Origin of the sequence: Streptomyces sp. NPDC014727 (genome assembly GCF_043083485.1) — a bacterium.
Lineage (GTDB): Bacteria > Actinomycetota > Actinomycetes > Streptomycetales > Streptomycetaceae > Streptomyces.
In genome coordinates, this window is record NZ_JBIBYR010000015.1 from 120701 (window position 1) to 145519 (window position 24819).

21 protein-coding genes and 1 pseudogene are annotated in these 24819 nt (G+C 70.3%); 10 read left to right on the forward strand and 12 right to left on the reverse strand.

Annotated features, from left to right (window positions below):
• Positions 1 to 113: 113 nt before the first annotated feature.
• A complete protein-coding gene (locus tag ACF1B9_RS23560) occupies positions 114 to 2108 on the reverse strand; it encodes a CocE/NonD family hydrolase (protein ID WP_391738720.1) in 1995 nt (664 codons plus the stop codon).
• A 9-nt stretch (positions 2109 to 2117) separates the two neighbouring features.
• Positions 2118 to 3617, reverse strand: a complete 1500-nt coding sequence (locus ACF1B9_RS23565) for a peptide MFS transporter (protein WP_391738722.1) — start codon at positions 3615 to 3617, stop codon at positions 2118 to 2120.
• A gap of 156 nt (positions 3618 to 3773) precedes the next feature.
• Between ACF1B9_RS23565 and ACF1B9_RS23570 the strand changes: the two genes are divergently transcribed.
• The 5 genes from ACF1B9_RS23570 to ACF1B9_RS23590 all read left to right on the forward strand — a co-directional run bounded on the left by ACF1B9_RS23570 (position 3774) and on the right by ACF1B9_RS23590 (position 9049).
• Positions 3774 to 4784: a polyprenyl synthetase family protein gene (locus ACF1B9_RS23570; RefSeq protein WP_391738724.1), complete on the forward strand. Its 1011-nt coding sequence runs from the start codon at positions 3774 to 3776 to the stop codon at positions 4782 to 4784.
• A 219-nt stretch (positions 4785 to 5003) separates the two neighbouring features.
• Positions 5004 to 6260 (forward strand): outer membrane lipoprotein carrier protein LolA, encoded by a 1257-nt coding sequence (locus tag ACF1B9_RS23575; RefSeq protein ID WP_391738726.1) that lies wholly within the window; start codon positions 5004 to 5006, stop codon positions 6258 to 6260.
• Positions 6261 to 6398: 138 nt separating this feature from the next.
• Positions 6399 to 7385, forward strand: coding sequence for an ABC transporter ATP-binding protein (locus ACF1B9_RS23580; protein ID WP_391738728.1), 987 nt, complete (start codon positions 6399 to 6401; stop codon positions 7383 to 7385).
• The gene (locus ACF1B9_RS23585; protein ID WP_391738729.1) at positions 7372 to 8259 is read left to right on the forward strand and encodes an ABC transporter permease; all 888 of its coding nucleotides are present in this window, start codon (positions 7372 to 7374) and stop codon (positions 8257 to 8259) included. Before ACF1B9_RS23580 ends, ACF1B9_RS23585 begins: the two co-directional genes overlap by 14 nt.
• A 196-nt stretch (positions 8260 to 8455) precedes the next feature.
• Positions 8456 to 9049: a TetR/AcrR family transcriptional regulator gene (locus tag ACF1B9_RS23590; protein WP_391738730.1), complete on the forward strand. Its 594-nt coding sequence runs from the start codon at positions 8456 to 8458 to the stop codon at positions 9047 to 9049.
• A gap of 184 nt (positions 9050 to 9233) precedes the next feature.
• Here the strand turns inward: ACF1B9_RS23590 and ACF1B9_RS23595 are convergent, their stop codons facing one another.
• Positions 9234 to 10040: an HAD family hydrolase gene (locus ACF1B9_RS23595; protein ID WP_391738732.1), complete on the reverse strand. Its 807-nt coding sequence runs from the start codon at positions 10038 to 10040 to the stop codon at positions 9234 to 9236.
• 382 nt (positions 10041 to 10422) lie between these two features.
• Between ACF1B9_RS23595 and ACF1B9_RS23600 the strand changes: the two genes are divergently transcribed.
• Positions 10423 to 11361: a nitroreductase/quinone reductase family protein gene (locus ACF1B9_RS23600; RefSeq protein WP_391738734.1), complete on the forward strand. Its 939-nt coding sequence runs from the start codon at positions 10423 to 10425 to the stop codon at positions 11359 to 11361.
• 96 nt (positions 11362 to 11457) lie between these two features.
• Positions 11458 to 11847: a VOC family protein gene (locus ACF1B9_RS23605; RefSeq protein WP_391739312.1), complete on the forward strand. Its 390-nt coding sequence runs from the start codon at positions 11458 to 11460 to the stop codon at positions 11845 to 11847.
• A 7-nt stretch (positions 11848 to 11854) separates the two neighbouring features.
• Here the strand turns inward: ACF1B9_RS23605 and ACF1B9_RS23610 are convergent, their stop codons facing one another.
• Positions 11855 to 12304, reverse strand: coding sequence for a VOC family protein (locus ACF1B9_RS23610; protein WP_376210927.1), 450 nt, complete (start codon positions 12302 to 12304; stop codon positions 11855 to 11857).
• A 22-nt stretch (positions 12305 to 12326) separates the two neighbouring features.
• On the opposite strand from ACF1B9_RS23610, the gene ACF1B9_RS23615 reads away from it, so the two are divergent.
• Complete coding sequence (locus tag ACF1B9_RS23615; RefSeq protein ID WP_391738737.1) at positions 12327 to 12968, forward strand: CGNR zinc finger domain-containing protein; 642 nt, start codon at positions 12327 to 12329, stop codon at positions 12966 to 12968.
• A gap of 32 nt (positions 12969 to 13000) precedes the next feature.
• Here ACF1B9_RS23615 and ACF1B9_RS23620 read toward each other — a convergent pair whose 3' ends face one another.
• The 3 genes from ACF1B9_RS23620 to ACF1B9_RS23630 all read right to left on the reverse strand — a co-directional run bounded on the left by ACF1B9_RS23620 (position 13001) and on the right by ACF1B9_RS23630 (position 15421).
• Entirely contained in the window at positions 13001 to 13216 is a 216-nt protein-coding gene (locus ACF1B9_RS23620; protein ID WP_391738739.1) for a hypothetical protein, read from the reverse strand.
• A 70-nt stretch (positions 13217 to 13286) separates the two neighbouring features.
• On the reverse strand, positions 13287 to 14897 hold the full coding sequence (locus ACF1B9_RS23625; protein WP_391738741.1) for an FAD-dependent monooxygenase: 1611 nt from the start codon (positions 14895 to 14897) through the stop codon (positions 13287 to 13289).
• A 71-nt stretch (positions 14898 to 14968) separates the two neighbouring features.
• Entirely contained in the window at positions 14969 to 15421 is a 453-nt protein-coding gene (locus tag ACF1B9_RS23630; protein WP_391738743.1) for a winged helix-turn-helix transcriptional regulator, read from the reverse strand.
• Positions 15422 to 15561: 140 nt separating this feature from the next.
• Here ACF1B9_RS23630 and ACF1B9_RS23635 point away from each other — a divergent pair.
• Positions 15562 to 17016 (forward strand): annotated as a pseudogene (locus ACF1B9_RS23635) (MFS transporter); the annotation flags it as partial.
• Here the strand turns inward: ACF1B9_RS23635 and rarD are convergent.
• On the reverse strand, positions 16901 to 17875 hold the full coding sequence (gene rarD / locus ACF1B9_RS23640) for an EamA family transporter RarD (RefSeq protein ID WP_391738745.1): 975 nt from the start codon (positions 17873 to 17875) through the stop codon (positions 16901 to 16903). The pseudogene ACF1B9_RS23635 and the gene rarD overlap by 116 nt on opposite strands.
• Before the next feature lie 183 nt (positions 17876 to 18058).
• Positions 18059 to 18919: an SDR family oxidoreductase gene (locus ACF1B9_RS23645; RefSeq protein ID WP_391738747.1), complete on the reverse strand. Its 861-nt coding sequence runs from the start codon at positions 18917 to 18919 to the stop codon at positions 18059 to 18061.
• Positions 18920 to 19028: 109 nt separating this feature from the next.
• On the opposite strand from ACF1B9_RS23645, the gene ACF1B9_RS23650 reads away from it, so the two are divergent.
• Complete coding sequence (locus tag ACF1B9_RS23650; protein WP_391738749.1) at positions 19029 to 19451, forward strand: winged helix-turn-helix transcriptional regulator; 423 nt, start codon at positions 19029 to 19031, stop codon at positions 19449 to 19451.
• On the opposite strand, the gene ACF1B9_RS23655 is transcribed toward ACF1B9_RS23650, so the two are convergent.
• The 3 genes from ACF1B9_RS23655 to ACF1B9_RS23665 all read right to left on the reverse strand — a co-directional run bounded on the left by ACF1B9_RS23655 (position 19439) and on the right by ACF1B9_RS23665 (position 24711).
• A complete protein-coding gene (locus ACF1B9_RS23655) occupies positions 19439 to 21394 on the reverse strand; it encodes an APC family permease (RefSeq protein WP_391738751.1) in 1956 nt (651 codons plus the stop codon). The genes ACF1B9_RS23650 and ACF1B9_RS23655 overlap by 13 nt on opposite strands.
• A 310-nt stretch (positions 21395 to 21704) precedes the next feature.
• Positions 21705 to 22763, reverse strand: a complete 1059-nt coding sequence (locus tag ACF1B9_RS23660) for a 2-oxoacid:ferredoxin oxidoreductase subunit beta (protein WP_391738753.1) — start codon at positions 22761 to 22763, stop codon at positions 21705 to 21707.
• Positions 22756 to 24711, reverse strand: a complete 1956-nt coding sequence (locus ACF1B9_RS23665; RefSeq protein WP_391738755.1) for a 2-oxoacid:acceptor oxidoreductase subunit alpha — start codon at positions 24709 to 24711, stop codon at positions 22756 to 22758. Before ACF1B9_RS23665 ends, ACF1B9_RS23660 begins: the two co-directional genes overlap by 8 nt.
• Positions 24712 to 24819 lie beyond the last annotated feature (108 nt).

Consider the following 24819-nt stretch of genomic DNA (forward strand, 5'->3'; position numbering starts at 1 on the left):
GTCGCTTGGAGGACACGTTACGTCGGTGTCGCCACCCCGCGGGAGTGTCCCAACTGCTCCTGATGCCCGGAAAGTTCCGCCGTGCCCCCGGTCTGCGGGGGCACGGCGGTGGCTCATCCGGCCGTGCGCGGGATCCGCTTCTCCCAGGTCCGGTGGAAGACGACCTCGCCGCCGTCCCTGCACACCACCTCGTCGGACGTGATGAAGTCGGTGTCGTCCGCGCTGATCTCGGACCGGGACTCGATCCGTACGTCCCACGCCATCTCCGGCCGGTGCAGCCGGATCGTCCAGTCGGAGCGAGTACGGGCGGAGTGCGGGTCGTTCTCCTGGATCGTGTAGGTCTCCAGGGCGTCCTCGGTGAATTCGAGGCCGTCCGGATAGACGCGGGTGCCGCCGTAGCGGGGGTCGACCTCCAGCCGCCATTCGCCCTTGGCGACATCGCGGACGACCAGGCGTTCGGGGCGCTGTCCGTCGAGCGTCACGGGGTGGACGACGCCGAGCGGCTCCGACTGTTCCGGTTCCTCGAAACGGATCGCCGGGTCCTCGGTGTGCCGGCGCACCGGCAGTTCGAGGGAGCTGCCGTCGGCGTCCAGGGTGAAGCCGACCGAGCCCGCCTGCGGCCAGATCCACGGCCAGTACGAGGACGAGATCGCGAGCCTGATCCGGTGGCCGGGCGGGAAGGTGTGTCCGATGCCGTTGAGCTCGAAGGTCACGTCCTCGGTCGCACCCACCGGCCAGTCGTCCGCGCGGTCGCGGCCGTGCCGGGCGGAGAGGTTGAGCGCCCCGCGGGTGACCAGGGTGGAGGAGCCGTCCGGTGCGACGTCGCAGAGCCGGGCGATGGCCTGGCCGCGCGCCACGTCCATCCGGATGCGCAGCTTCACCCGGGCGCGGCCCAGGATCTCGATCGGGGCGTCCTCGACCGGGAACTCGAACGAGACCGACTTGGCGTCCTCGTCGCGCTGGTCGGGTGGCAGGTCGGCGTCGTTGCCGAACGGGAAGAAGCGCCCGGCGTCCAGACCGGTCTGCTGCGGCGAGTCGACGATCTGCGGACCGCCCTGGAGGGCGTACACGACGGGCGTGATGTTCGGGGACGGCCAGGCGGTGTCGCCGACCCAGCGTCCCGGCAGTGTCTCGTAGACCGTGGCGGGGCGGTGCGACTCGCTGATCCAGGACCGGAGCAGCGGCTCCGCCATGATGCCGGTGTCCTCGTCCTTCAGGTGCTGGTCCCACCAGCGCAGCGTCTCCTGGAGGAAGCCGATCGCCGGACCGGGCGGCAGACCGCGGTCGGGGTACTGGTGCGACCAGGGGCCGATCAGCCCGCGGACCTTGTCCGGGGCGAGATGCTCGACGAGCCGCAGGACCGTGTCGCGGTACGGGTCGTGCCAGCCGCCCACCGCGAGGACGTGGGCCTGGATCGCGGAGTAGTCCTCGCAGACACTGCCGTGCTTCCAGTAGTCGTCACGGGTCTGGTGCGCCAGCCAGGTGTGGATGAACGGTTCGACCGTCTCCAGCCGATTCAGCCACATGTCCTTCCAGCCCTCGCCGACCTGCGCCGGGTCCGGCGGCCGGGAGACGAAGGCCAGCATGGTGGCCGCCCAGGCATGCATGTCGACGCCGAGGACCGAGCCGCCCATGTAGTGGACGTCGTTGTCGTAGCGGTCGTCGGCCGAGCAGACGGTGACGATCGCCTTCAGCGGTTCGGGGGCCAGTGCCGCGATCTGGAGCGAGTTGAAGCCGCCCCAGGAGATGCCGAACATGCCGACCCGGCCGGAGCACCACTCCTGCTGGGCCAGCCAGTGGATGACGGCGACCCCGTCGGCGAGTTCCGTCGCGTCGTACTCGTCGCCCGGCAAGCCCTCGCTGTTGCCGTGTCCGCGTACGTCCACCCGGACGGAGGCGTAGCCGTGGCCCGCGTACCAGGGGTGGCGCTGCCAGTCGCGCGGCGCCGTCCAGTCGCTCAGCCGGTACGGCAGGTATTCGAGGAGCGCGGGGACGGGTTCGTCGGTGACGGGCCGCCAGATCCGGGCGTACAGCCGGGTGCCGTCCGGCAGCGGAATGTAGACGTCCTCATGGGTGGTGTCATACGGAAACGTGGTGCGGATGTGCATGGCGGTACCTCAGTGGACGGGGTGCATGGTGCGTTTGAGCCAGGGGGCGGCGGTGATGACAGCCACACCGGCCACCACCGCGATCGCGCCATTGACACCGAAGTAGGCGGGGTTGGACACCTCGCCGTACAGCTTCACGACTTGGGCCTGGATGCCGTTGGCGAGGGCCAGCGAGAGGAACCAGAGCGCCATCGTCTGGCTGGCGAACGCCTTGGGCGCGAGCTTGGTGGTCGCGGACATGCCGGAGGTCTCCAGCAGGACGTCGCCGAGGCCGAGCAGCAGGTACGAGCCGACGATCCACCAGGCGGCCATCTTGAAGGTGTCGCCGGAATGCCCGGAGGTCGGCAGCACCATCAGCAGGAAGGACAGTCCGCCGAGGATCACCCCGATCGCGATCTTGTTGGAGGCGTGCGGCTGACGCGGGCCCATCCGGGCCCAGACGGCGGCGACCACCGGGGCGAGCGCGACCTCGAAGGCGCCGAGCGCCGAGGCGTACCAGCTCGCCGGGAAGTGGAAGCCGAGGATCTCGGTACGGGCGTTGGCCGACGCGAGCAGCATCATCGTCGAGTACGCCTGGAAGAGGATGAAGTTGAAGACGACGGAGGCCAGGAACAGCACCACGTACGGGCGCAGCCTGCCGCGTTCCTCGCCGGTGACCCGCGGACTGCGGAACATCACCGCGAAGTACACGACCGGTGCGATCACCGAGACCAGGGTGAGCAGGTCGACGAAGCGGCCCATGGTCAGCCAGCCCGCCAGGGCCAGCGCGGTGGCGACGGCGGCGACCACGACGGCGCCGATCACGATCAGTCGTACGGCACGGCGCATCGGTGCCGGTTCCAGCGCGAATTCGGCGCTGTGCTTTCGGCCGGACAGGTGACGCCGGCCCAGTACGTACTGGATCAGGCCGAGGGTCATGCCGAAGGCGGCGGCGGAGAAGCCCCAGTGCCAGCTCGCGTGGTCCCCGAGCCAGCCGGTGACGAGCGGGCCGAGGAACGCGCCGATGTTGATGCCCATGTAATAGAGCGCGAAGCCGGCGTCGCGACGCTCGTCGGCGGTGCGGTAGAGCTTGCCGACCATGGTCGCCACATTGGGCTTGAGCAGACCGGTGCCGGCGCTGATCAGACCGAGGCCGGTCCATGTCATGGCGTCGCTGGGCACCGCCATGGCGTAATGCCCGCAGGCAATGAGAATTCCGCCGTACAGGACGGCGCGGTACGAGCCGAGGATCCGGTCGGCCAGCCAGCCGCCGGCCACGGAGACCAGGTAGACGAGGGTGCCGTAGGCGGCCGAGACGGAGGCCGCGGTGCCCGGTTCCATCCCCATGCCGCCGCGGGCGACGGTGTCGGCGAAGTAGAGGACCAGGATCGCCTGCATGCCGAGGAACGAGAATCGTTCCCAGACCTCCAGGCCGGACAGGGTCCTCAGGCCTCGTGGCTGGCCGAAAAAGGCATGGTCGTCGCTGGGGGGCAGCTGAGTGGGTTCGGTGTCGGTGGCCGTGTGGGACAAAGGGAGAACTCCAGATCGTATGAGCTGATCCCGAACATACCGGCGGTGGCGGGAAGGCGCCCACGTTGATCCAAAGGGGACCGGATACGCTGACTTGAGTGATGACAGCGACACATCGACATTCCGTGTGATCGTCAGTAGACAGGAGATCCCCTCGTGACCGTCGTCGGGCCGTTCGGACTGAGCGTGCGGGACCACGCTCTTGAGGCCGATGTCCAGGCCGGTTTGGCTGCTGTCGAGTCGGGGCTGCTCGAGGCCACCAAGAGCGGCGTGCCCTTCATCACGGAGGCCGCGCAGCATCTCGTACGCGCCGGGGGCAAGCGTTTCCGGCCGCTGCTGGGCATGCTGGCGGCCCAGTTCGGCGACCCCGACGCGCCGGGCGTCGTGCCCGCGGCCGTCGTCGTCGAGCTGACCCACCTCGCGACGCTCTACCACGACGACGTGATGGACGAGGCGGACGTACGCCGCGGCGTCGACAGCGCCAACACCCGCTGGGGCAACTCGGTGGCCGTCCTGACCGGCGACTTCCTCTTCGCCCGCGCCTCCCACATACTGGCCGACCTCGGTCCGGAGGCCGTACGCATCCAGGCGGAGGCGTTCGAGCGGCTGGTCACCGGTCAGATCCTGGAGACCGCGGGTCCGGGCGACGGGCGCGACCCGGTCGAGCACTACCTCGAAGTGATGCGCGGCAAGACCGGCTCGCTGGTCGCCGTGGCCTGCCGGTTCGGCGCGATGACGGCCGGTGCGCAGGAGTCGGCCGTCGACATCCTCACCCAGTACGGGGAGCGGCTCGGCGTCGCCTTCCAGCTCGCCGACGACGTACTCGACATCACCTCCGACTCCCACGAATCCGGCAAGACCCCCGGCACCGACCTGCGCGAAGGCATTCCGACGCTCCCCGTGCTCCATCTGCGGGCCCGCGCCGCGGCCGACAGGAAGCCGGACGACCTGGAACTCGTCGAGCTGCTCGACGGCGACCTGAGCGACGACGCGCGGCACGCCGAGGCGCTGCGCAGGCTGCGCGCCCACCCGGCGCTGGAGGAGGCGCGGCGGGACGCCGTCCGGTACGCGCAGGAGGCACGCAGGACCCTGGCCCCGCTGCCCGACTGTTACGCGAAGGCCGCGCTGGAGGAAGTGTGCGACGCGGTGGTGCACCGCGCGGGCTGAGAGCCCGTGGGTGCGATACCCCTACGGGACGGGGCGGGCCCGCCCGGGGGGTGTCATACCGAAGAGGTAGGCGGAGTTGCTCCCCGGGGGTGACGCTTTCGCATCGCCGGTTTGGTCAGATGGAGCACAACCACTCCTGAGCAAATCGGGTGAGAATGGCGGCGCGGAGTGGACGAGTGCATCCGGACGGAAGCCGCCGACCACGGAGGTAGGGCACACATGGCACCGAACGACAGCGTTGAGACGAACGGCGGGACCAGGGGCACCGCCGTCGGCCGCCGGAAGGCGGCGCGCTACATCGTCCCGGTCGCGGTGGCGGGGGTGGCGGCCGCGACGATCGGGCTCGTCCCGGCGCTCGCGAGCACCGGTGACCCCGATCTGCCGAAGATCACCGCACAGCAGCTCATCGAGAAGATCGCCGCTTCGGACACCCAGCAGTTCTCCGGCACGGTGAAGATCAGCACGGACCTCGGCATTCCGTCGCTCGGCGGTCTGGCCGGCTCCTTCGCCCAGGGCGGCGGCAAGGGTGATTCCGGCGCCGACCCGCAGAAGAAGATGACGGAGCTGGCGTCCGGCACGCACACCCTGCGGGTGGCCGCCGACGGCCCCGACAAGCAGCGGGTGTCGATCCTGGACAGCGCGGCGGAGTACAGCCTGATCCGCAACGGCGATCAGGTCTGGGCGTACGACAGCAGCTCCAACGAGGCGTATCACGCCACGGAGGACGGGAGCGGGAAGAAGGCCGGGCACCCGGCCCCGGCTCCCGAGTCCGTGCCGACCACGCCGAAGGCACTCGCCGAGCAGGTCCTGAAGGCCGCGGGCCCCACCACCTCGGTGACGGTCGACGGCACGGCGCGGATAGCCGGACGTGACGCGTACAAGCTGGTCGTCAAGCCCCGGCAGAGCGGCTCCACGATCGGCTCGGTCACGGTCGCGGTCGACGCGAAGAACGGTGTGCCGCTGAAGTTCACACTGCTTGCGAGCAGCGGTGGCAAGGCCGTCGTCGACGCCGGGTTCACCAAGGTCGACTTCGGGAAGCCGGCCGCCTCCTCGTTCACGTTCACCCCGCCCAAGGGCACCAAGGTGACCGAGGCCGACGACGCGAAGGCGCAGCACAAGGCCGACGGGGACAAGGGTCCGGGCATGTTCCCGGGCGCGGAGGGACCGGGTGCCGGCGGACTGGGCGCCGGGGCCGAGGGCGGCAAGGACACGAAGGTCATCGGCGAGGGCTGGAACGCGATCGCCGAGATCAGGACCCCGGGCGGCACCGGTCTCCCCTCGAAGGCGTCGGGCGACGTGCCGGCCGAGGCGCAGCAGTTCCTGGACGCGCTGGGCGACAAGGTCAGCGGCAAGTTCGGCTCCGGCACGGTCTTCAAGTCCCGCCTGGTCAACGCCCTGATGACGGACGACGGCAAGGTGTACGTCGGCGCGGTCACGCCGGACGCGCTGGTCAAGGCGGCGAACAACGCCGCCTGACACAGGGGCGCACCGCGTTTCGCGCCGCTGTTCACCCGCCCCGCCGTACTCTCCGTACGGCGGGGCGGTCCGCGCCGAGCCGTGCTGTCCGGCCCCGATCCGCCGGACCCGGCCCCACCCGACCCTTGGGGAGTACGCATGACAGAGCCTGGGACCGCGATCGGGCCGAAGGCGGTGACCGAGTCCGCCGGGGCCGTTGTCGAGACGCGGGGCCTGACCAAGCGGTACCGCGGCGGCCAGCTCGCCGTGGACGGCCTCGACCTCGACGTTCCCGGCGGCAGCGTCTTCGGGTTCCTCGGGCCCAACGGCTCCGGGAAGACCACCACGATCCGGATGCTGATGGGCCTGATCGACCCCACGTCCGGCACCGCGCAGGTACTCGGTCAGCCCATGCCGGACGCGGCCCGCACCGTACTTCCGCAGGTGGGGGCGTTGATCGAGGGGCCCGCGCTGTATGGCTTCCTGAGTGGCCGGGACAATCTGCTGCGTTACGACTCGGCCGATCCCACGGCCGATCCGCGCACCCGCCGGGTCCGGGTCGCCCAGGCCCTGGACCGGGTCGGGCTGGCAGCCGCGGCCGGCAAGAAGGCCAAGGCGTACTCGCTCGGCATGAAGCAGCGGCTCGGTCTCGCCGCCGCCCTGCTCCAGCCGCGCCGCCTGCTCGTCCTGGACGAGCCGACCAACGGCCTGGACCCGCAGGGCATGCGTGAGATCCGCACGCTGGTGAGGGAACTGGCGGCGGAGGGCACCACCGTCTTCCTCTCCTCCCACCTCCTCGACGAGATCGAGCAGGTCTGCACCCATGTCGCGGTGATGGCCAGGGGCCGGCTGGTCATCCAGGGGCCGGTCGCGGATCTGGCGGCGGGCGCCCGCGGCCGGCTGGCCGTCACCACCCCGGACCCGGGCGATGCCGCCCGCGTCCTCAAGGAACGGGGCCTCACCGGCGTCAGGGTCGACGGCGACCGGGTGAGCGCCGAGGCCCCGCCGGGCGAGGTCGAGCTCGCGGACCTCAGCTCGGCGCTGGTGCACGCCGACGTACGCCTGAGGTCCTTCGGCATCGAACGGGCCTCGTTGGAGGATGCCTTCGTCGCACTCACCGGAGAGGGATTCGATGTCGCAGGCTGAAGTCGTACCCGTGGCGGCGGACAGGACGCGCAACCCGCTGTGGACCTTCGGAATTCTTCGCTCCGAACTGACCACCACATTCCGCCGCTGGCGCACCCTCGCGCTGCTCGGGGTGCTGGCCGCCGTTCCCGTGCTCATCGGGATCGCGGTGAAGGTCGAGACCGACCACGGCTCCACACCCGGACCGGGCGGTGGCGGGGGAGGTCCCGCGTTCCTCTCCCAGGTCACCAACAACGGCCTCTTCCTGGTCTTCGCGGCCCTCGCGGTGACGCTCCCGGTCTTCCTCCCGATGGCCGTCGGGGTCGTGGCGGGCGACTCGATCGCCGGTGAGGCCAACGCCGGAACCCTGCGCTATCTGCTGGTCGCCCCGGCCGGTCGGACCCGGCTGCTGCTGACGAAGTACGCCTCCGTCCTCGCGTTCTGCCTGGTCGCGACCCTGGTCGTGGCCCTCTCGGCGCTCGCCGTGGGGTCGCTGCTCTTCCCCGTCGGCGAGGTCACCACCATCTCCGGGACCCGGATCGGCTTCGGTGAAGGGCTGCTGCGGGCCGGCCTGATCGCGGTGGTGGTCGCGGCGTCACTGATCGGATTCGCGGCGCTCGGGCTGTTCGTCTCGACCCTCACCGGCAGCGGCATCGCGGCGATGGCCGCCACCGTCGGAATGCTGATCACCGTGCAGATCGTGGACACGATCCCGCAGTTGAGCGGCATCCACCCGTATCTCTTCCCGCACTACTGGATGTCGTACGCGGACCTGCTGCGCGAGCCCGTCCCCTGGGACGAGGTGGTCAAGAACCTGGGACTTCAGGGCTTGTACGCGGTGGTGTTCGGCTCGGCGGCCTGGGCCCGCTTCACGGCGAAGGACATCACCGCCTGACACCCGACGGCATCGCCCTCGCGCCGTCGGCCGGGCGAGCCGTCCCCCGATCGGCTCGTCGCGGCACGAACGGCACGAACGGTGCGAACAGCGGGAACGATGCGACACGGCACGTTCCGTTTCCGCCTCAGCATTGTTCGACTTCTGGCGACGGACTGTCAACAAGGATTGGCTCAAACACACCTATGCTCACCGAATGATCACATCGCCGAGTTCACTGCGCCGCAGCGAGAGATCACGAAGGGCGACCCTGGAAGCCGCCCTCACGCTGTGCACGGAGAAGGGGTACGGCCGCGTCACCATCGAGGCCATCGCTGCCAGGGCGGGCGTCAGCAAGAAGACGATCTACCGCTGGTGGCCTTCGAAGAGCGCGGTGATGCTGGAGGCGTTCACCGACGCGCTGGTCGGCACGACGCCGTTCGTCGACACCGGCGACATCGCCGCCGACCTGCGGGCCAATGTGATGGGTGCGGTGAAGCTGCTCTCCACGCCGCCCTACGGCCCCGCGTACGCCGGGATCCTTTCCGAGGTCCACCACGACGACGCACTGGCGGAAACCGTTCGGACGAAGCTGATCGACCCCCGCTTCGAGGAGGCGGTCGACCGGCTGCGGCGGGCCCAGGAGCAAGGACGGATCCCGCCGGACGCCGACCTCCCGCTGGCGGTGGAGATGCTGTACGGCCCGGTGTACTACCGCCATGTGCTGCGCAAGCCGATGCAGGACGAGGAGACGATCAGGGCGCTGGTCGATCACGTGCTGCGGGCGCTGGGGGCGTCACCGGAACCATGAGATCCGGCCGGACGGCATGGCACTGTCGGACGGGCGTGCGAGCATGCGGGCATGGCAGCGCACCTGACGACACCACGGCCCTGACGGTCTTCGGCCCGGGTGTCGAAGCGGCCGGGCTGCCGTTGCTCCCGGTCCAGGGGATCGACCCGTATCGGCGTGTTGCCCGGCGAGCGAGGCCTGCCGCTCAGCGGAAGACCCGCTCCAGCACCTCGGCGACCCCGTCGGTCTCGTTCGACGACGTCACCTCGTCCGCCGCGGCCCGGAGGTCCGGATGGGCGTCGGCCATCGCGACGCCGTACCCGGCCGCGCGGAACATCGGCAGATCGTTGGGCATGTCCCCGAAGGCGATCGCGTCGCGCGCGTCCACGCCCAGGAAATCGGCTGCCAGGGCGAGCCCGCTGCCCTTGTCGACGCCGAACGGCTGCAGTTCGACGGTGCCGGGGCCGGACAGCGTGACGGAGGCGAGATCGCCGACCGCCGTACGGGCCGCCTCGGCCAGCGCGCCGTCGCCCAGGTCGGGGTGCCGGACGAGCACCTTGACGACGGGGGCGGACCACAACTCGTGCCGATGGCGTGTCCGTTGGGCGGGGAGTGTGGGGTGGGGCATCAGATATCCCGGCTCGATCAGCGTCCGGCCCTCGACGCCGTCCTGGTCCACGGCCGCGAAGACGGGCCCCACCTGTGCCTCGATCTTGCCGAGCGCGCTGTCGGCCGCCTCCCGGTCGAGGGTGATCGCGTGCACCAGGCGCCCGGTCCCGGCGTCGTACAGCTGGGTGCCCTGCCCGCAGACGACGGGCCCCCGGTAGCCCAGCCCGGCGAGCAGTCCTCGTATGCCGGGTACGGGCCGTCCGGTGACCACGAGGTGCCGCGCCCCGGCTCGGGCGGCCAGGGCGAGCGCGGCACGGGTGCGCGGGCTCACCGTGTCGTCGTGGCGCAGCAGGGTGCCGTCCAGGTCCGTGGCGACGAGGGCGTATGCGGGTGGGATCGGCATGGATCAAGCCTAAGGTCGGCCCGGTGCGCACACGTCCGCGTTGACAGGCGACGGCCGACTGCGTGTAATGAAAACGGTGTCGCGTGACGCCGGCCAAAGAGCAGTGGGCCGGCCGGTGATCGGGCGAACACTCTTCATTCAAGGGGTCCGTGATGAGTTCCAGCTCCGCACCCTGCATCTGACGCAGCGACAGTACGGCTGCCGCACGTCGTCGTCGGCCGTCATGTCCTCCAGCGCTGCGCGCACCCTCACACGTGCCGTCCGCCGCGCGCCGTGTCGCCGCGCCGTCCGCGACCGGCGCGCGGACGCGCACCACGATCACCGTTCCCGCAGATCACCCCGGCTCCGGCCGCACCTGCGAACCAGGGAGAAACAGACCCGTATGCCCACGTCCTTCAATCAGTCGGTCATCGAGGAGTTCCGCGCCAACGGAGGAAAGGTCGGTGGCCCCTTCGAGGGCGGCGACCTCCTCCTGCTGACGACCACGGGCGCGAGGTCGGGGAAGGAAGCCACCACCCCTCTCGGCTACGTCCGGCACGGGGATTCACTGCTGGTCGTCGGCTCCAACCTCGGTGCCCCGGCCCACCCCGACTGGTACCACAACCTGCTCGCCCACCCCGTGGTACGGGTGGAGCTCGGCACCCGGACCTTCCAGGCCCTCGCGGTCCCGGCCGAGGGAGCGCGGCGTGAGGAACTGTTCGCGCACGCCGTGGGAGCGGCGCCCGGATACGGCGACTACCAGGCCCGGACGGCCCGGCTCCTGCCGGTCGTGGTGCTGGAGCGCGCCGAGCCCGACGGCTGGGAGGGCCCGCGCGAGGTCAACTCCCTTGCCGACAAAGTCATGGAGGTCCACACCTGGCTGCGGGGTCAGCTGCGTCAGGTGAAGGCGGAGGCCGACGCGCACTTCCGTGCACGCGCGGCCCACCGGGGCCCCGGCGAACCACCGCCCCCGAGCCTGGGACTCCAGATCCGGCAGCGCTGTCTGGCCTTCTGCCAGGCGCTGCAGTTCCATCACACCAGCGAGGACGCGCACCTGTTCCCCGGGATCGCCCGCCACCACCCGCACTTGTCCGACACCTTCGCCCGGCTCACCGACGAACACCGTACGATCGCGCGCATCCAGGGCGAGTTGGCGGCGCTGCTGGCGGACATCGGCATCAAGGATTCCGAGCGCTTCCATGCGGAGCTGGACAGGATGTCCAGGGAGCTGAACGCACATCTGGATCACGAGGAGGAGCAGATCGTCCCCTTGTTGGCGGAGGTCCCATGGCCTCCGGGCCCTCCAGTTCCTCCGGGGGCTCCGGCCCCTGAGGCTTCCTGAACCGAACCGAACCGAACCGAACCGAACCGAACCAGAACCAAAACCAGAACCGAACGTGAACCCGAATCTGAATGGCTGAAAGGTTGTGCCGTGCGAGTGAGAGTCAAGGACTTCGATCACCTGGTGCTCAATGTGCGGGATGTCGAGCGCTCCCTGGAGTTCTACTGCGGCCCGCTCGGCCTGGAGCCGATCAGGGTCGACGAGTGGCGGGCCGGTGAGTTCCCGTTCCCGTCGGTGCGGGTCAGCCCGAGCATGATCATCGATTTGCTGGGCCGTCCGCGCTCCGAGTCGAACGTCGATCACATCTGCCTGGTCGTCGAACCGCTGGACTGGCAGCAGGTCATCGACTCCGGCACCTTCACCGTGCTGGAGGGCCCGGTCAGCCGTTCCGGCGCCCGGGGTGAGGCGCAGTCGGTGTACGTCCGGGACCCGGACGGCAACACCGTGGAGCTGCGCTGGTATCCCCAGAACGTGGTGGAGGACTGAACCGACGCTATTGCACACAGAACTCGTTGCCCTCGGGATCGGCGAGAACCGTCCATGTGCCCCCGGGCTGCTCGACCTCGTGGAGCACCGTCGCGCCCAGTGCCTCCAGCCGTTTCACCTCGGCCTCGCGCCGCCCCGGGCCCGCGTGCACATCCAGGTGGAGGCGGTTCTTCACGGTCTTGGCCTCCGGTACGCGCTGGAACAGCAGCCGCCGCCCGAGGCCCGTTCCGCTCTCCTCCTCGTACGGATCGTCCGGGTGCCGCACCGCCACGAGGTCGCGCCAGGCCCGGCGGCCGTCGACCAGGACGGTTGCCTCTTCCGGCGCTGCCCCGAGGCCGAGCACTCGCTCGATCAGTGTGCTGTTGTCCTCGACCAGGTAGCCGAGAGCCTCGGCCCAGAAGGCGGCCTGGGCGTGCGGGTCGGACGCGTCGATGACGATCTTCCAGTGCAGAGTCATGGAAACCGTTTATAGTGGTTACATGACCGAGTCGGCAATGGGCACGCCGGGACTGATCCTCCGTACCCGGGAAGGCCGCCCGTATCGCTTCGATCCCGGCGCTCTGTGCCTGGAGTTGCTGCCCACCGGCGGGTATGCGCCGGACGCGGCGGACGAGGTGGTGCGTACCCGGTACGCGGCGTACGAGGTGCTGCACACCCCCGCCGACCTGGTGCGATGGGCGGGCGAGAGCCGGCTGCCGGACGGCCTGTCCCTCTCGGTGAGTACGGCGGAGCTGCGCCGCGCGCACGAGTTGCGCGGCGCCCTCTGGAGTCTGACCGCCGCCCGCGCGCACGGCCGCCCGCTCCCGTCGGCCGACCTCGCTACGGTGAACGCCGTGGCGGCCGAGCCCCCGCTCGTTCCTCGCATCGACGCCGGCTCCGGCGGCCTCGCGTGGGCCCCGGCCGCCACCGGAACGGCCCTTCTGTCGACCGTCGCCCGTGACGCGGTCAAGCTGTTCACCGGCCCTCATGCCGACCGCTTCCGCGAATGCGGCTCCGACAACTGCAAGTTGCTCTTCGTCGACACCTCACGGCCGGGTCGGCGGCGCTGGTGCGCGATGGAGCATTGCGGAAACCTCCACAAGGTCCGGGCCCACCGCGCCCGGCACGCCCCGAACGGCTGAGGGCCGCGATCGCGCCGCCCGCAGGGGGGCGGTCACGAGGCGGTGACCCAAGGGCCGAGGGTGTGCTGCCGGGCGTACGCCTCGATGGCGTGGACGCGGTGCGGGGAATCGGGGCCGGACGGGAGGACCCGGTCCGTGCCGGTGTCCCCGTGGGCGGTGGGCGAGGTTCCGAAGACGAGGAACGACAGCGTGGACAGGGCCGCGACGGCGGTGCGCAGGAGCATGCGGGAGCTTCCGGACATCAGCATGAGTCGGTTCATAAGGTGTCAGGAAAATATAAAAATGTGATGATTTCGGAGCGTACCCGGCGCGACGCGCTCAGAGCCGCCTGAATGCCGTACCGCTCACGTGGTCCAGATGGTCCAGGCGGTCCAGATAGGCCCCGACGGCCCGGTGGTCCCTCGCCGGCGCGATCAGGCCCACGTGATTGTCCGGGCGGATCAGGACGAGCGTGTCGGTACCGGGCTCGATGCCGTACGCCGTCCGGGCGTGGCCCGCTTCGTCGGTCAGCCGGGCCGGGCCGTCCCCGTCCGCCCCGGCGGGGCCGCCGCCCACCGCGTAGGCCCGCACCTCGTCGCCGTACGCCGCTTCCGCCGCCCGTAGGGCCTCCGCAGTGCCCGGACCGAAGCCCAGCAGGGTGAAGTGCGGGCCGGCGAACGCCTCGAAGAGACGGGCGGGTGCGCCCGTTCCGGCGTCGAGACAGGGGGCGTCCGGGGCGCGGTCGCCCGCTCGCAGGCGGGTGGTGGAGCCCGTGAGGGAGAGCGAGCTCCAGCGGTAGCCGAGGCTCAGCCCCATGGTCTCGCCGGTGACCGCCGAGTCCAGGCCGCCGCCCGGCCGCTGAATCGCGTCGAGCGTGACCCGCAGCCGCTCGGAGGTGATGCCGAGCGTCCAGGAGGCCACGGGCAGCCGCTCCTCCTCGTACGTGTCCAGCAGCCCGGGATCCGCCCGGCCGGTCACGACCCGGGCCAGCTTCCAGCCCAGGTTGTACGCGTCCTGGATCCCGGTGTTCATGCCCAGCCCGCCCGCGACGGAGTGCACGTGCGCGGCGTCCCCGGCCAGCAGCACGCGGCCCACCCGGTAGCGGTCGGCCAGGCGCTCGTTGACCCGGTACGTGGACAGCAGGGCGGCCCGCGACAGGCGGGTGCCCGGCAGCCCGGTGTGCTTGGCGAAGAGCCGCTGGAAGCTCTCCAACGAGGGTGGCACGCAGGCTCCCGTCCCGTCCCGCTCGGGACTCGCCTGGAACCACCAGCCCGCCCCCGTACCCGGGATCGGGCACAGCAGCACGGCGCCGTCCTCGTCGAACCACTGGTGCCAGTAGCCGCGGTCGAGGCCGTCCGCCTCCACGTCCCCGCAGACCATCGACTGCTCCTCGGTCGTCGTCCCCTCGAAGGCGACGCCGAGCAGCTTGCGTACCGGGCTGTGCCCGCCGTCGCAGCCCACCACGTACCGCGCCCCGATGCTCCGGCCGTCGGTGAGCGCGACCGTCACCGATTCGGGGCCGGCCGTCAACCCGCCCGCCTCGGAAGCGAGTTCGACGCGTACGCCGTACTCCGCCAGGCGATCCCGCAGGATCTCCTCCAGCTGCCACTGGGCGATCATCCACGGCCGGTCGTACGGGGCGTCGGGTGTCGGGGAGGACGCCTCGAACAGGTCGGCGTCGGCGATCGGCAGCCTGTTCCGGTACTTGCGCATGAGCGGCGGTGTCGAGCCCGCCGCCAGCACCCGGTCCACGACGCCGAGGTCCTCCAGGACCTCCAGGGAGCGGGGGTTGGGGCCCTTGGCCCTCGAACTGCGCGGAAAGTCCGGGGACTTGTCGATGATCCGCACGTCGATCGAGCGCCGGGCCAGCTCGCAGGCCAGGGTCAGGCCGGTCGGGCCCGAGCCGACGATCAGTACCTGGGTGATGGGCGCCGGGGCGGATGCGGGCATGGAGGGCTCCTCGGTCGTGGTTCCGTGGAGGTCCAGGAAAACGCAACCGAGTCACAAAAGCAACTCGGTAGCTAAAATTGCGTGTCTGTGGCCTCGCGGGCGTCGTACGTGGCGCGTGCCCTCGCGATCTCGTTCCGGTGCTCCTCGGTCCAGGTGACGAGCGCCCGGATCGTGGCGTGCAGCGTGCCGCCGAGCGGCGTCAGCTCGTACTCCACACGCGGCGGCACCACCGCGTGGACCGTCCGCTCGACCAGTCCGTCGCGTTCCAGCTGGCGCAGGGTGACCGTCAGCATCCGCTGGCTGATGCCGTCGATCTCGCGGCGCAGCTGGGTGAAGCGGAGCCTGCGCCGGTCCAGCAGGGCGATGACGAGCAGCGACCACTTGTCGCCGACGCGGTCGAGGATCTGCCGCACCTCGCAGCCCTCGCGGGTGTCCCACTGGAACGGATCGGGATCGCCGATCAGCTCGCCCGCACTCCCGGTGCCCTTGAGGTGACTCGGTGACTTCGAAGTGCCTTCTTCCATGGCAACCGATGCTGGCGCACGATGCCATTGGTTACAAGAGGGAACCGACCTTCTTCCGAGTAACCGATCCATTCACGTACCCGAAGGGGACAGCTGTGTCTGCCGCGCCCGAATCGCCTGCCCGGAGCCGACCGCCCGTGATGACCGCCCGTGCCCGTGTCCTGCTCCTCGTCCTGTGCGGCACGATCTTCCTGGAGGGCATCGACGTCGCCATGCTCGCCGTGGCCGTCCCCTCGATCAGGGCCGATCTCGGTCTGTCGACCGGCAGTGCGGCGTGGGTGATGAGCGCCTATGTGCTCGGATACGCCGGTTTCACCCTGCTCGGCGGACGCGCCGCCGACCTGCTGGGCAGACGGCGGATGTTCCTGGTCTGGCTCACCGTCTTCCTGCTCTTCTCCGGCCTCGGCGGCTTCGCGGAGCACGGCTGGATGCTGCTCGTCGCCCGCTTCGTCACCGGGGTGGCCGCCGCGTTCATGACCCCGGCCGCGATGTCGCTCATCACCACCTCCTACGAGGAGGGGCCGCAGCGCAACAAGGCGCTGCTGGTCTTCGCCGGCACCGCCGCCGGCGGCTTCTCGCTCGGCCTCGTCATCGGCGGGCTGCTCACTCAGCTCGGCTGGCGATGGGTGTTCTTCGCGCCCGTGCTGCTGGCCGGCGCCATCCTGCTCGCCGCGCTCCGGATCCTCCCGGCCGAGGCGCGTCCGGCGCGTACCGGCGGCTTCGACCTGGCGGGGGCCGCCGCGGCGGCCGGGGCGATGCTGCTGCTCGCGTACGGGATCGTGCGCCTGGAGCACGGGGCGGCGGGCTGGGGATGGTCGGCGGGGGCGTTCGCCGCGGGGCTGCTCCTGATCGCGGCCTTCGTCCTGATCGAGCGGCGCTCCGCGGCGCCGCTGGTCGAACTCGCCCTGCTGCGCCGGGCCTCGATGATCCGCGCCGACCTCGGCGCCCTGCTGTTCGTGGGCTCGTTCTTCGGCTTCCAGTTCGTGGTGACGCTCTACCTCCAGGAACTGCGCGGCTGGTCCTCGCTGCAGACCGCACTCGCCCTGGTGGCGATGGGCGCCGACGCGGTCATCGCGCCGACCCTCACGCCACGCCTGGTGAACCGCTTCGGTAATGCCCGGGTCGCCCTCGGCGGCTTCGTCCTCGCCGTCCTCTCGTACGCGCTGTTCCTGCCGGTCGGGGCGGACTGGTCGTACGCGGCGATGTTCCCGACGCTGATCCTCATCGGGACCGCCTTCGCCCTGGCCTACGGTCCGCTGACCATCGCGGCGACCGACGGCGTACCGGACCGGGAGCAGGGCCTGGCGGGCGGGCTCCTGCACACCTCGACGCAGTTCGGTTCGGCCGTCGGTATCTCGGCGGTGACGGCCGTGTACGGGATCGCGTCGGCGGGCACGGACGGCTCGCCCGGAGCCGTTCTGGCGGCCTACCGGGCGGCGCTCGTCGTCCCGGTGGTGATGGTGGCGGTGGGGGCGCTGGTCATCGCGCTGGGGTTGTGGAAGGCGAGGACGAAGCGGCGTCCCCGGCCGACGGCGCCGGTTGTGCGGCCAGAGCCAGCGCCTGTGCCCTCGTCCGCCGCACCGTCCGGAACGCGTCCCAGGTCAGCAGGGTGAGCGCCAGCCACACCAGGGCGAACCCGGCCCACCGCTCCGGCGGCATCTCCTCGTGGAAGTACAGGATGCCGAGGACGAACTGGAAGACCGGTGCCAGATACTGCAGCAGGCCCAGCGTGGAGAGCGGCACACGGATCGCCGCCGCCCCGAACAGGACGAGCGGCGTGGCCGTGACGACCCCCGTCGCGGCCAGCAGCGACGCGTGACCGAGGCCCTCGGAGCCGAACGTCGAGTCGCCCCGGGCGCCCAGCCACAGCAGATAGCCGAGCGCCGGCACGAACAGCACGGCGGTCTCGGCGGTGAGCGACTCCAGGCCGCCCATGTTGACCTTCTTCTTCACCAGGCCGTACGTCGCGAAGGAGAACGCCAGGATCAGCGAGATCCACGGCGGCTGTCCGTAACCGATGGCCAGCACGAGCACCGCCGCGACGCCGGTGCCGACCGCCACCCACTGCGCGGGGCGCAGCCGTTCACCGAGGAGCAGGACACCCATGGCGATGGTGACCAGCGGATTGATGAAGTAGCCGAGCGAGGCCTCGACGACATGGCCGTTGTTCACGGACCAGATGTAGAGGCCCCAGTTGACCGTGATCACAGCCGCGGCGACCGCTATCAGGCCGAGCTTCCTCGGCTGACGTATCAGCTCACCGATCCATGACCAGCGGCGCAGTACGAGCAGCGCGATGCCCACGACCGCGAGGGACCAGACCATGCGGTGGGCGAGGATCTCGATCGCGCCGGCGGGCTTCAGCAGCGGCCAGAACAGGGGGACGAGACCCCACAGGCCGTAGGCGCCGATGCCGGACAGCAGTCCGGCCCGCTGTTCATTTGTCCCCTTCACGGACCCTCCCGGCATGTCTGTGTCAACTGCTCCGCCGACTGCACGACGGTATCGCCGAAGGGGCCCCATGTCATAGCCGTATCGCCATACGGTCGTGACATGGGGTCCCTGAGGTGTGGGGGAAGGGGAGCGGCGGTCGGGCGGAGTTACGGCCTGGTGCGCGACAGGGAGTGGATCAGGCGGTTACGCCGAGGCCACCGCGGCTGCCACCGTCTCGGCCAGCGGCGTCGTCGGGCGGCCGATCAACCGGGCCAGGTCGCCGCTCGTCCCGGCGAGCAGCCCGCGCTCGATCGCCGCGTCCACGTCGACCAGGATCGCCGCGAAGCCCTCGGGCAGACCGGCGCCGACCAGGATCTCCTGGTGCACGGCGGCCGGCACGTTCTGGTGCACGATCTCCTTGCCGGTGGCCCGCGCGATCTCGGCGGCGTACTCCGCGAACGACCAGGCGACATCGCCGCTCAGTTCGTAGACCGCGCCCAGGTGGCCCTCGCCGGTCAGCACTGCGGCCGCGGCGGCGGCGTAGTCGGCACGGGTGGCGGAGGCGACCCGGCCGTCGCCGGCGTTGGCGACGACGGCGCCGTGCGCCAGGACGGGGGCGAGGTTGGCGGTGTAGTTCTCGGTGTACCAGCCGTTGCGGAGGAAGGTGTGCGGCAGTCCGGAGTCCAGGATCAGCTGCTCGGTGACCTTGTGCTCGGCGGCCAGCTGGAAGTCGGCGTCGGGGCCGCCCAGTACGCCGGTGTACGCGAGCTGGGCGACGCCCGCCGCCTTGGCCGCGTCGATGACGGCGGTGTGCTGCGGCACACGCCTGCCGACCTCGCTGCCGGAGATGAGCAGGACGCGGTCACCGGCCCGGAAGACGTCCTTGAGGGACTCCGGACGGTCGTAGTCGGCGACGCGGAGCTCGACGCCGCGGGCGGCGAGCGGGGCGGCCTTCTCCTCGTCGCGGACGACGGCGGCGACCTCGTTCGCGGGCACGGTGGTGAGCAGCTGGTCGACGACGAGGCGGCCGAGCTCTCCGGTGGCTCCGGTGACAACGATGCTCATGGGGGGTTTCTCCTCTTGGGTGGCACTGGCCCTTGTTCGGTTCGGTGTCACTCACTCTACGGAGAGCACTAACCAATCGAAAGTACCCACTTTGAAGTAAGGTACTGGTATGAGCGTGAGTGACCTGAACCCGAAGCCCGATGTGAACCGGCAGATGTGCCCCTCCCGGCTGGTGCTCGAACACGTCACCAGCCGCTGGGGCGTGCTGGTCCTCGCCGCCCTTCTGGAACGCTCGTACCGCTTCAGCGAGCTGCGCCGCGAAGTCGGCGGCGTCAGCGAGAAGATGCTGGCCCAGACCCTCCAGACGCTGGAGCGCGACGGCTTCGTGCACCGGGACGCGAAACCGGTGATCCCGCCGCGGGTGGACTACTCGCTCACCGGGCTGGGCCGGGAGGCCGCCGAGCAGGTGTGGGCGCTGGCACGCTGGACGGAGCGCCGCCTGGACGCCGTGCAGGCGGCGCGCGGGACCTATGACCGGCAGAAGGCGCGCGAGGCGCGGGACGCCCGGGGACTCCAGGATCAGTCCGGCTGAGGCGAGCGCCCCTCCTCCAGCGCCCGCAGCGCCCGCGAGACGTCGAACGGCAGGATCGTCACCGCCACATGCGGCAGCTGCGCCAGCGTCTTCGCCATCTGCTCGCCCGTGCCCCGGTGCAACAGCTTCCCGAGCACATTGCTGTACGTCCGCCGGGGCACCAGCACCGTCAGCCAGGTGTTCCCGTCCTCCGTGGTGCGGGAGGCCAGCTCCTTCATCGCGTGGCGCAGCCGCCGGTCCGGGCACTGCACCAGCTCCAGCGAGACGGATGTGGCGTCCGTCGCCTCCCAGCGGGCGGCCAGCCGTCTGCCGTACGCCTCGTCGATCGCGAAATGCACCGCCCGGATCTCGTCCGGGCGCAGTTCATGGGCGTACCGCAGGGCCTTCAGCGTCGCCAGGTCGAGCGTCTCGACGAGGACGAAGACCAGATGGCGGCGGTAGCGCGCGCGGTCGGCGCCCGGAGCGTGGATGCTCTGCAGCGCGACGGCCTCGTGCCGGTACTCGCGGTTGATCCGCGTCAGTGCCCAGACCCCGAGCGGGAAGACCACCACGACCAGCCAGGCGCCCTCGGTGAACTTGGTGACCGCGAAGATCAGTACGACGGTGGCCGAGCTGGCCGCGGCGAGCCCGTTGACCGCGATCTTCAGCCGGCGGTACGGCTCCCGGCGCCTGAGGTGGTACGCGGTGAGGCCGGCCCCGGCCATGGTGAAGGCGGTGAACACGCCGATCGCGTACAGCGCCACCAGCCGGTCCACGCTGGCGCCGGTCACCAGCAGCAGCGCCAGCGAGACGACGGTCAGCGCGATGATGCCGTTGGAGAACGCCAGCCGGTGCCCGCGCCGGGTCAGCATCCTCGGCAGGAACCGGTCCGCGGCGACGAAGCTGGCGAGGTACGGGAAGCCGGTGAACGGGGTGTTGGCGCCGGTGTACAGGACCAGCGCGGTCGCCAGCTGTACGAAGACCAGTCCGACCGTCCCGAGCGGGCCGCCGCCGAACGCGAGATGGGCCTCCTGCGCGATGACGGTCGGAGTGCCGTCGGTGTACGGGACGGCATGGGTGAAGTGCGCCAGCGTGGAGACACCGAGGACGAGAATGCCCAGGACCACGCTCATGGCGATGAGGGTGCGGCGGGCGTTGCGGCCCTGGGGTTCACGGAACGTGGAGATGCCGTTGGAGATCGCTTCGAGCCCGGTGAGGGACGAGCCGCCGTTGGCGAACGAGCGCAGCACGATGAAGAGCGAGGCGCCGTACAGCCAGCCGTTGCCCGGGGTGCCGAGCGGCACGACCCCGTCGGCATGCAGATCGGCGTGCGGCAGCTCACCGGTGAGCCCGCGCAGCGCGGCGACCAGCAGGATGAGGCCGACGGCGGTCATGAAGAGATAGGCGGGCAGCGCGAAGGCCCGGCCCGCCTCGCGGACCCCGCGCAGATTCCCGTACGCGAGCAGCACGATGACGGCGAAGGAGACCGGCAGCTGGAGATGGTCCAGGCCGGTGAAGTCGTTGCCGATCAGATGGGCGAGCGAGATCAGGGCGTTGGTGCCGGCCGAGACCTGGACGGCGACGGTGACGATGTAGTCGACCAGCAGCGCCACGGCGGCGATCTGTGCGACGTTGGGCCCGAAGTTCTCCCGGGCGACGACGTACGAACCGCCCGCCCGGGTGTAGATCATCACGACATCGCTGTAGCAGAGGGTCAGCAGCAGCAGGACGAGCAGGATCGCGCCGGTCACCGGCATGAGCAGGGTGAAGGCGGCGGCACCGACGACGGGCACGAGGACCCGGAGCATCTCCTCGGAGCCGTACGCGGACGAACTGATGCAGTCGGAGGCGAGCACCCCGAGCGCCGTCCGGTTGTCGAGCTTCTCCTCGCTGATGCGCTCGGTGGTGAGCGCTCTGCCGAGCAGACGCCGCTTGATGCGGTACGCGGGGCGGTCCAGGGCCATGGCCACATGGTGCGCGGTGGCCGGTCGCACCCCTGGTCGCAAACGCCGGACGGGCCGAAATTCAGCCCGTCCGGCGAGGCGGCGTACCCCTGCGGGTGTCGACGAGGGCCTTCTGCTCGGATCAGGCCGGATCCGAGCGAAAGGTCCTGAGGGCTGTCCCGTAATCCCCGGCGGGCGCGCGACGACAGCTACGGCACCTCGCCGCGTTGCCGGAACATCCGCATACATCCAGTATGCGGACGTCCCTCCGCCTTGCGATGCACCGCATCTGACGCCGCGCGCTGATCCACCACGGATCACGGGACAGCCCTCAGCCGACGACCGTCCAGTTGTCGTTGCCCGCGAGCAGTGCGGCCAGGTCGCCCTTGCCGTCCCTCTCGACGGCGGTGTCGAGCTGTTCGGCCATCTGTGTGTCGTAGACCGGCCGGTCGACGCTGCGCAGTACCCCGATGGGGGTCTGGTGCAGGGTGTCGGCATCGGCGAGCCGGGACAGCGCGAAGGCCGTGGTGGGGCTGGCCGCATGGGCGTCGTGGACGAGGACCTGGGACCGGTTCTCCTCCGTGACCGTGACGACCTTGAGGTCGCCGGTGGCCGGGTCGCGGACCACACCCTTGGTGTCGTCCGTGCCGAAGAGGATCGGCCGGCCGTGCTCCAGCCGGATGACGGCGTTCTGTGCCTGGTCCTTGTCCTTGAGGATCTCGAAGGCGCCGTCGTTGAAGATGTTGCAGTTCTGGTAGATCTCCACCAGCGCCGTGCCTGGGTGGTCGGCCGCCGCGCGCAGCACGCTCGTCAGGTGCTTGCGGTCGGAGTCGATGGTGCGGGCGACGAAGGACGCCTCCGCTCCGATGGCCAGGGACACCGGGTTGAAGGGGGCGTCGAGCGAGCCCATCGGCGTCGACTTGGTGATCTTGCCGATTTCGGAGGTGGGGGAGTACTGGCCCTTGGTGAGTCCGTAGATCCGGTTGTTGAAGAGCAGGATCTTGAGGTTCACGTTGCGCCGCAGCGCGTGGATGAGGTGGTTGCCGCCGATGGAGAGCGCGTCGCCGTCGCCCGTGACGACCCAGACGGACAGGTCGCGGCGGGAGGAGGCGAGGCCGGTGGCGATGGCCGGGGCGCGGCCATGGATCGAGTGCATCCCGTAGGTGTTCATGTAGTACGGGAAGCGGGAACTGCAGCCGATGCCGGAGACGAAGACGATGTTCTCCTTCGCCAGTCCGAGTTCGGGCATGAAGCCCTGTACGGCGGCGAGGACCGCGTAGTCACCGCAGCCGGGGCACCAGCGCACCTCCTGGTCGGACTTGAAGTCCTTCATGGACTGTTTGGCCTCGGCCTTGGGCACCAGTTGGAGAAGTTCGTTGGTGTCAGGCATCGATGGCCTCCTTGAGAGCCGTCGCGAGCTGTTCGGCCTTGAACGGCATACCGTTGACCTGGTTGTAACTGTGCGCGTCGACAAGGTACTTGGCCCGGATGAGCGTGGCGAGCTGGCCCAGGTTCATCTCCGGCACGACCACCTTGTCGTAACGCTTCAGCACCTCGCCGAGATTCGTCGGGAAGGGGTTGAGGTTGCGCAGATGAGCCTGGGCGATGGGGTGCCCTGCGGCACGCAGCCGGCGGACGGCGGCGGTGATGGGGCCGTAGGTGGAGCCCCAGCCCAGCACGAGCGTCCGTGCGTCGGCCGGGTCGTCGACGTCGAGGTCGGGGACCTCGATGCCGTCGATCTTGGCCTGGCGGGTGCGGACCATGAAGTCGTGGTTGGCGGGGTCGTAGGAGATGTTGCCGCTGCCGTCCTGCTTCTCGATGCCGCCGATGCGGTGTTCGAGGCCGGGGGTGCCGGGGATCGCCCACGGGCGGGCCAGGGTCTGCGGGTCGCGCTTGTACGGCCAGAACACCTCGGTGCCGTCGGCCAGTTCGTGGTTCGGGCCGGTGGCGAACCGGACGCGCAGATCGGGTAGTTCGTCGATCTCGGGGATCTTCCACGGCTCGGAGCCGTTGGCGAGGTAGCCGTCGGAGAGCAGGAAGACCGGGGTGCGGTAGGTCAACGCGATCCGGGCGGCGTCGAGGGCGGCGTCGAAGCAGTCCGCCGGGGTCCTCGGGGCGACGATCGGGACCGGGGCCTCGCCGTTGCGCCCGTACATCGCCTGGAGCAGGTCGGCCTGCTCGGTCTTGGTGGGCAGGCCGGTGGACGGGCCGCCGCGCTGGATGTCGATGACGATCAGCGGCAGTTCGAGGGAGACGGCGAGCCCGATGGTCTCCGACTTCAGGGCCACCCCCGGCCCGGAGGTCGTCGTCACCGCGAGGGACCCGCCGAACGCGGCGCCCAGCGCGGCACCGATGCCGGCGATCTCGTCCTCGGCCTGGAAGGTCCGTACACCGAAGTTCTTGTGCTTGCTGAGCTCGTGCAGGATGTCGGAGGCCGGGGTGATCGGGTACGAGCCCAGGTAGAGCGGCAGATCCGCCTGCCGGCCCGCGGCGATCAGGCCGTAGGACAGCGCCAGGTTCCCGGAGATGTTGCGGTACGTGCCGGTCGGGAAGGCCTGGGAGGCGGGCGCCACCTCGTAGCTGACCGCGAAGTCCTCCGTCGTCTCCCCGAAGTTCCACCCGGCCCGGAACGCGGTCACGTTCGCCTCGGCGATCTGCGGCTTCTTGGCGAACTTGGCGCGAAGAAACGCCTCGGTTCCCTCGGTCGGCCGGTGGTACATCCAGGAGAGCAGCCCGAGCGCGAACATGTTCTTCGAGCGCTCGGCCTCCTTGCGGGAGAGCCCGAACTCCTTCAGCGCCTCGATCGTCAGCGTGGTCAGCGGGACGGGGTGGACGTTGTAGGCGTCCAGTGAGCCGTCCTCCAGGGGGCTGGTCTCATAGCCGACCTTCGCCATCGGGCGTTTGGTGAATTCATCGGTGTTGACGATGATTTCGGCGCCGCGCGGCACATCGCCGAGGTTTGCCCTGAGGGCGGCAGGATTCATCGCGACCAGGACGTTCGGGGCGTCGCCCGGCGTCAGGATGTCATGATCGGCGAAATGCAGCTGGAACGAGGAAACCCCCGGCAGGGTGCCTGCGGGGGCGCGGATCTCGGCGGGGAAGTTCGGCAGCGTGGAAAGATCGTTCCCGAAGGAAGCGGTCTCCGAGGTGAACCGGTCACCCGTGAGCTGCATACCGTCTCCGGAGTCACCCGCGAAGCGGATGATCACCCGGTCCAGACGGCGGATCTCCTTCTCGCCGGCGCCCGCGTGACCGGGGCGGGGGGCACGCTGTCCCCCGACGAGCGCCTCGCTGGCCTCATCGGCCTGTTCGGCTGGGCTACTGACCTGGCTGGTCACTGAACTGGACCTCCCTCGGGGCGGCTGCTCGGGACCGGCCGGCCCGCCGGCGGTCCCAAGGCCCACCCTACGTCGGTAAGGGTCGCCTTCCCTGGACCGACCATATGG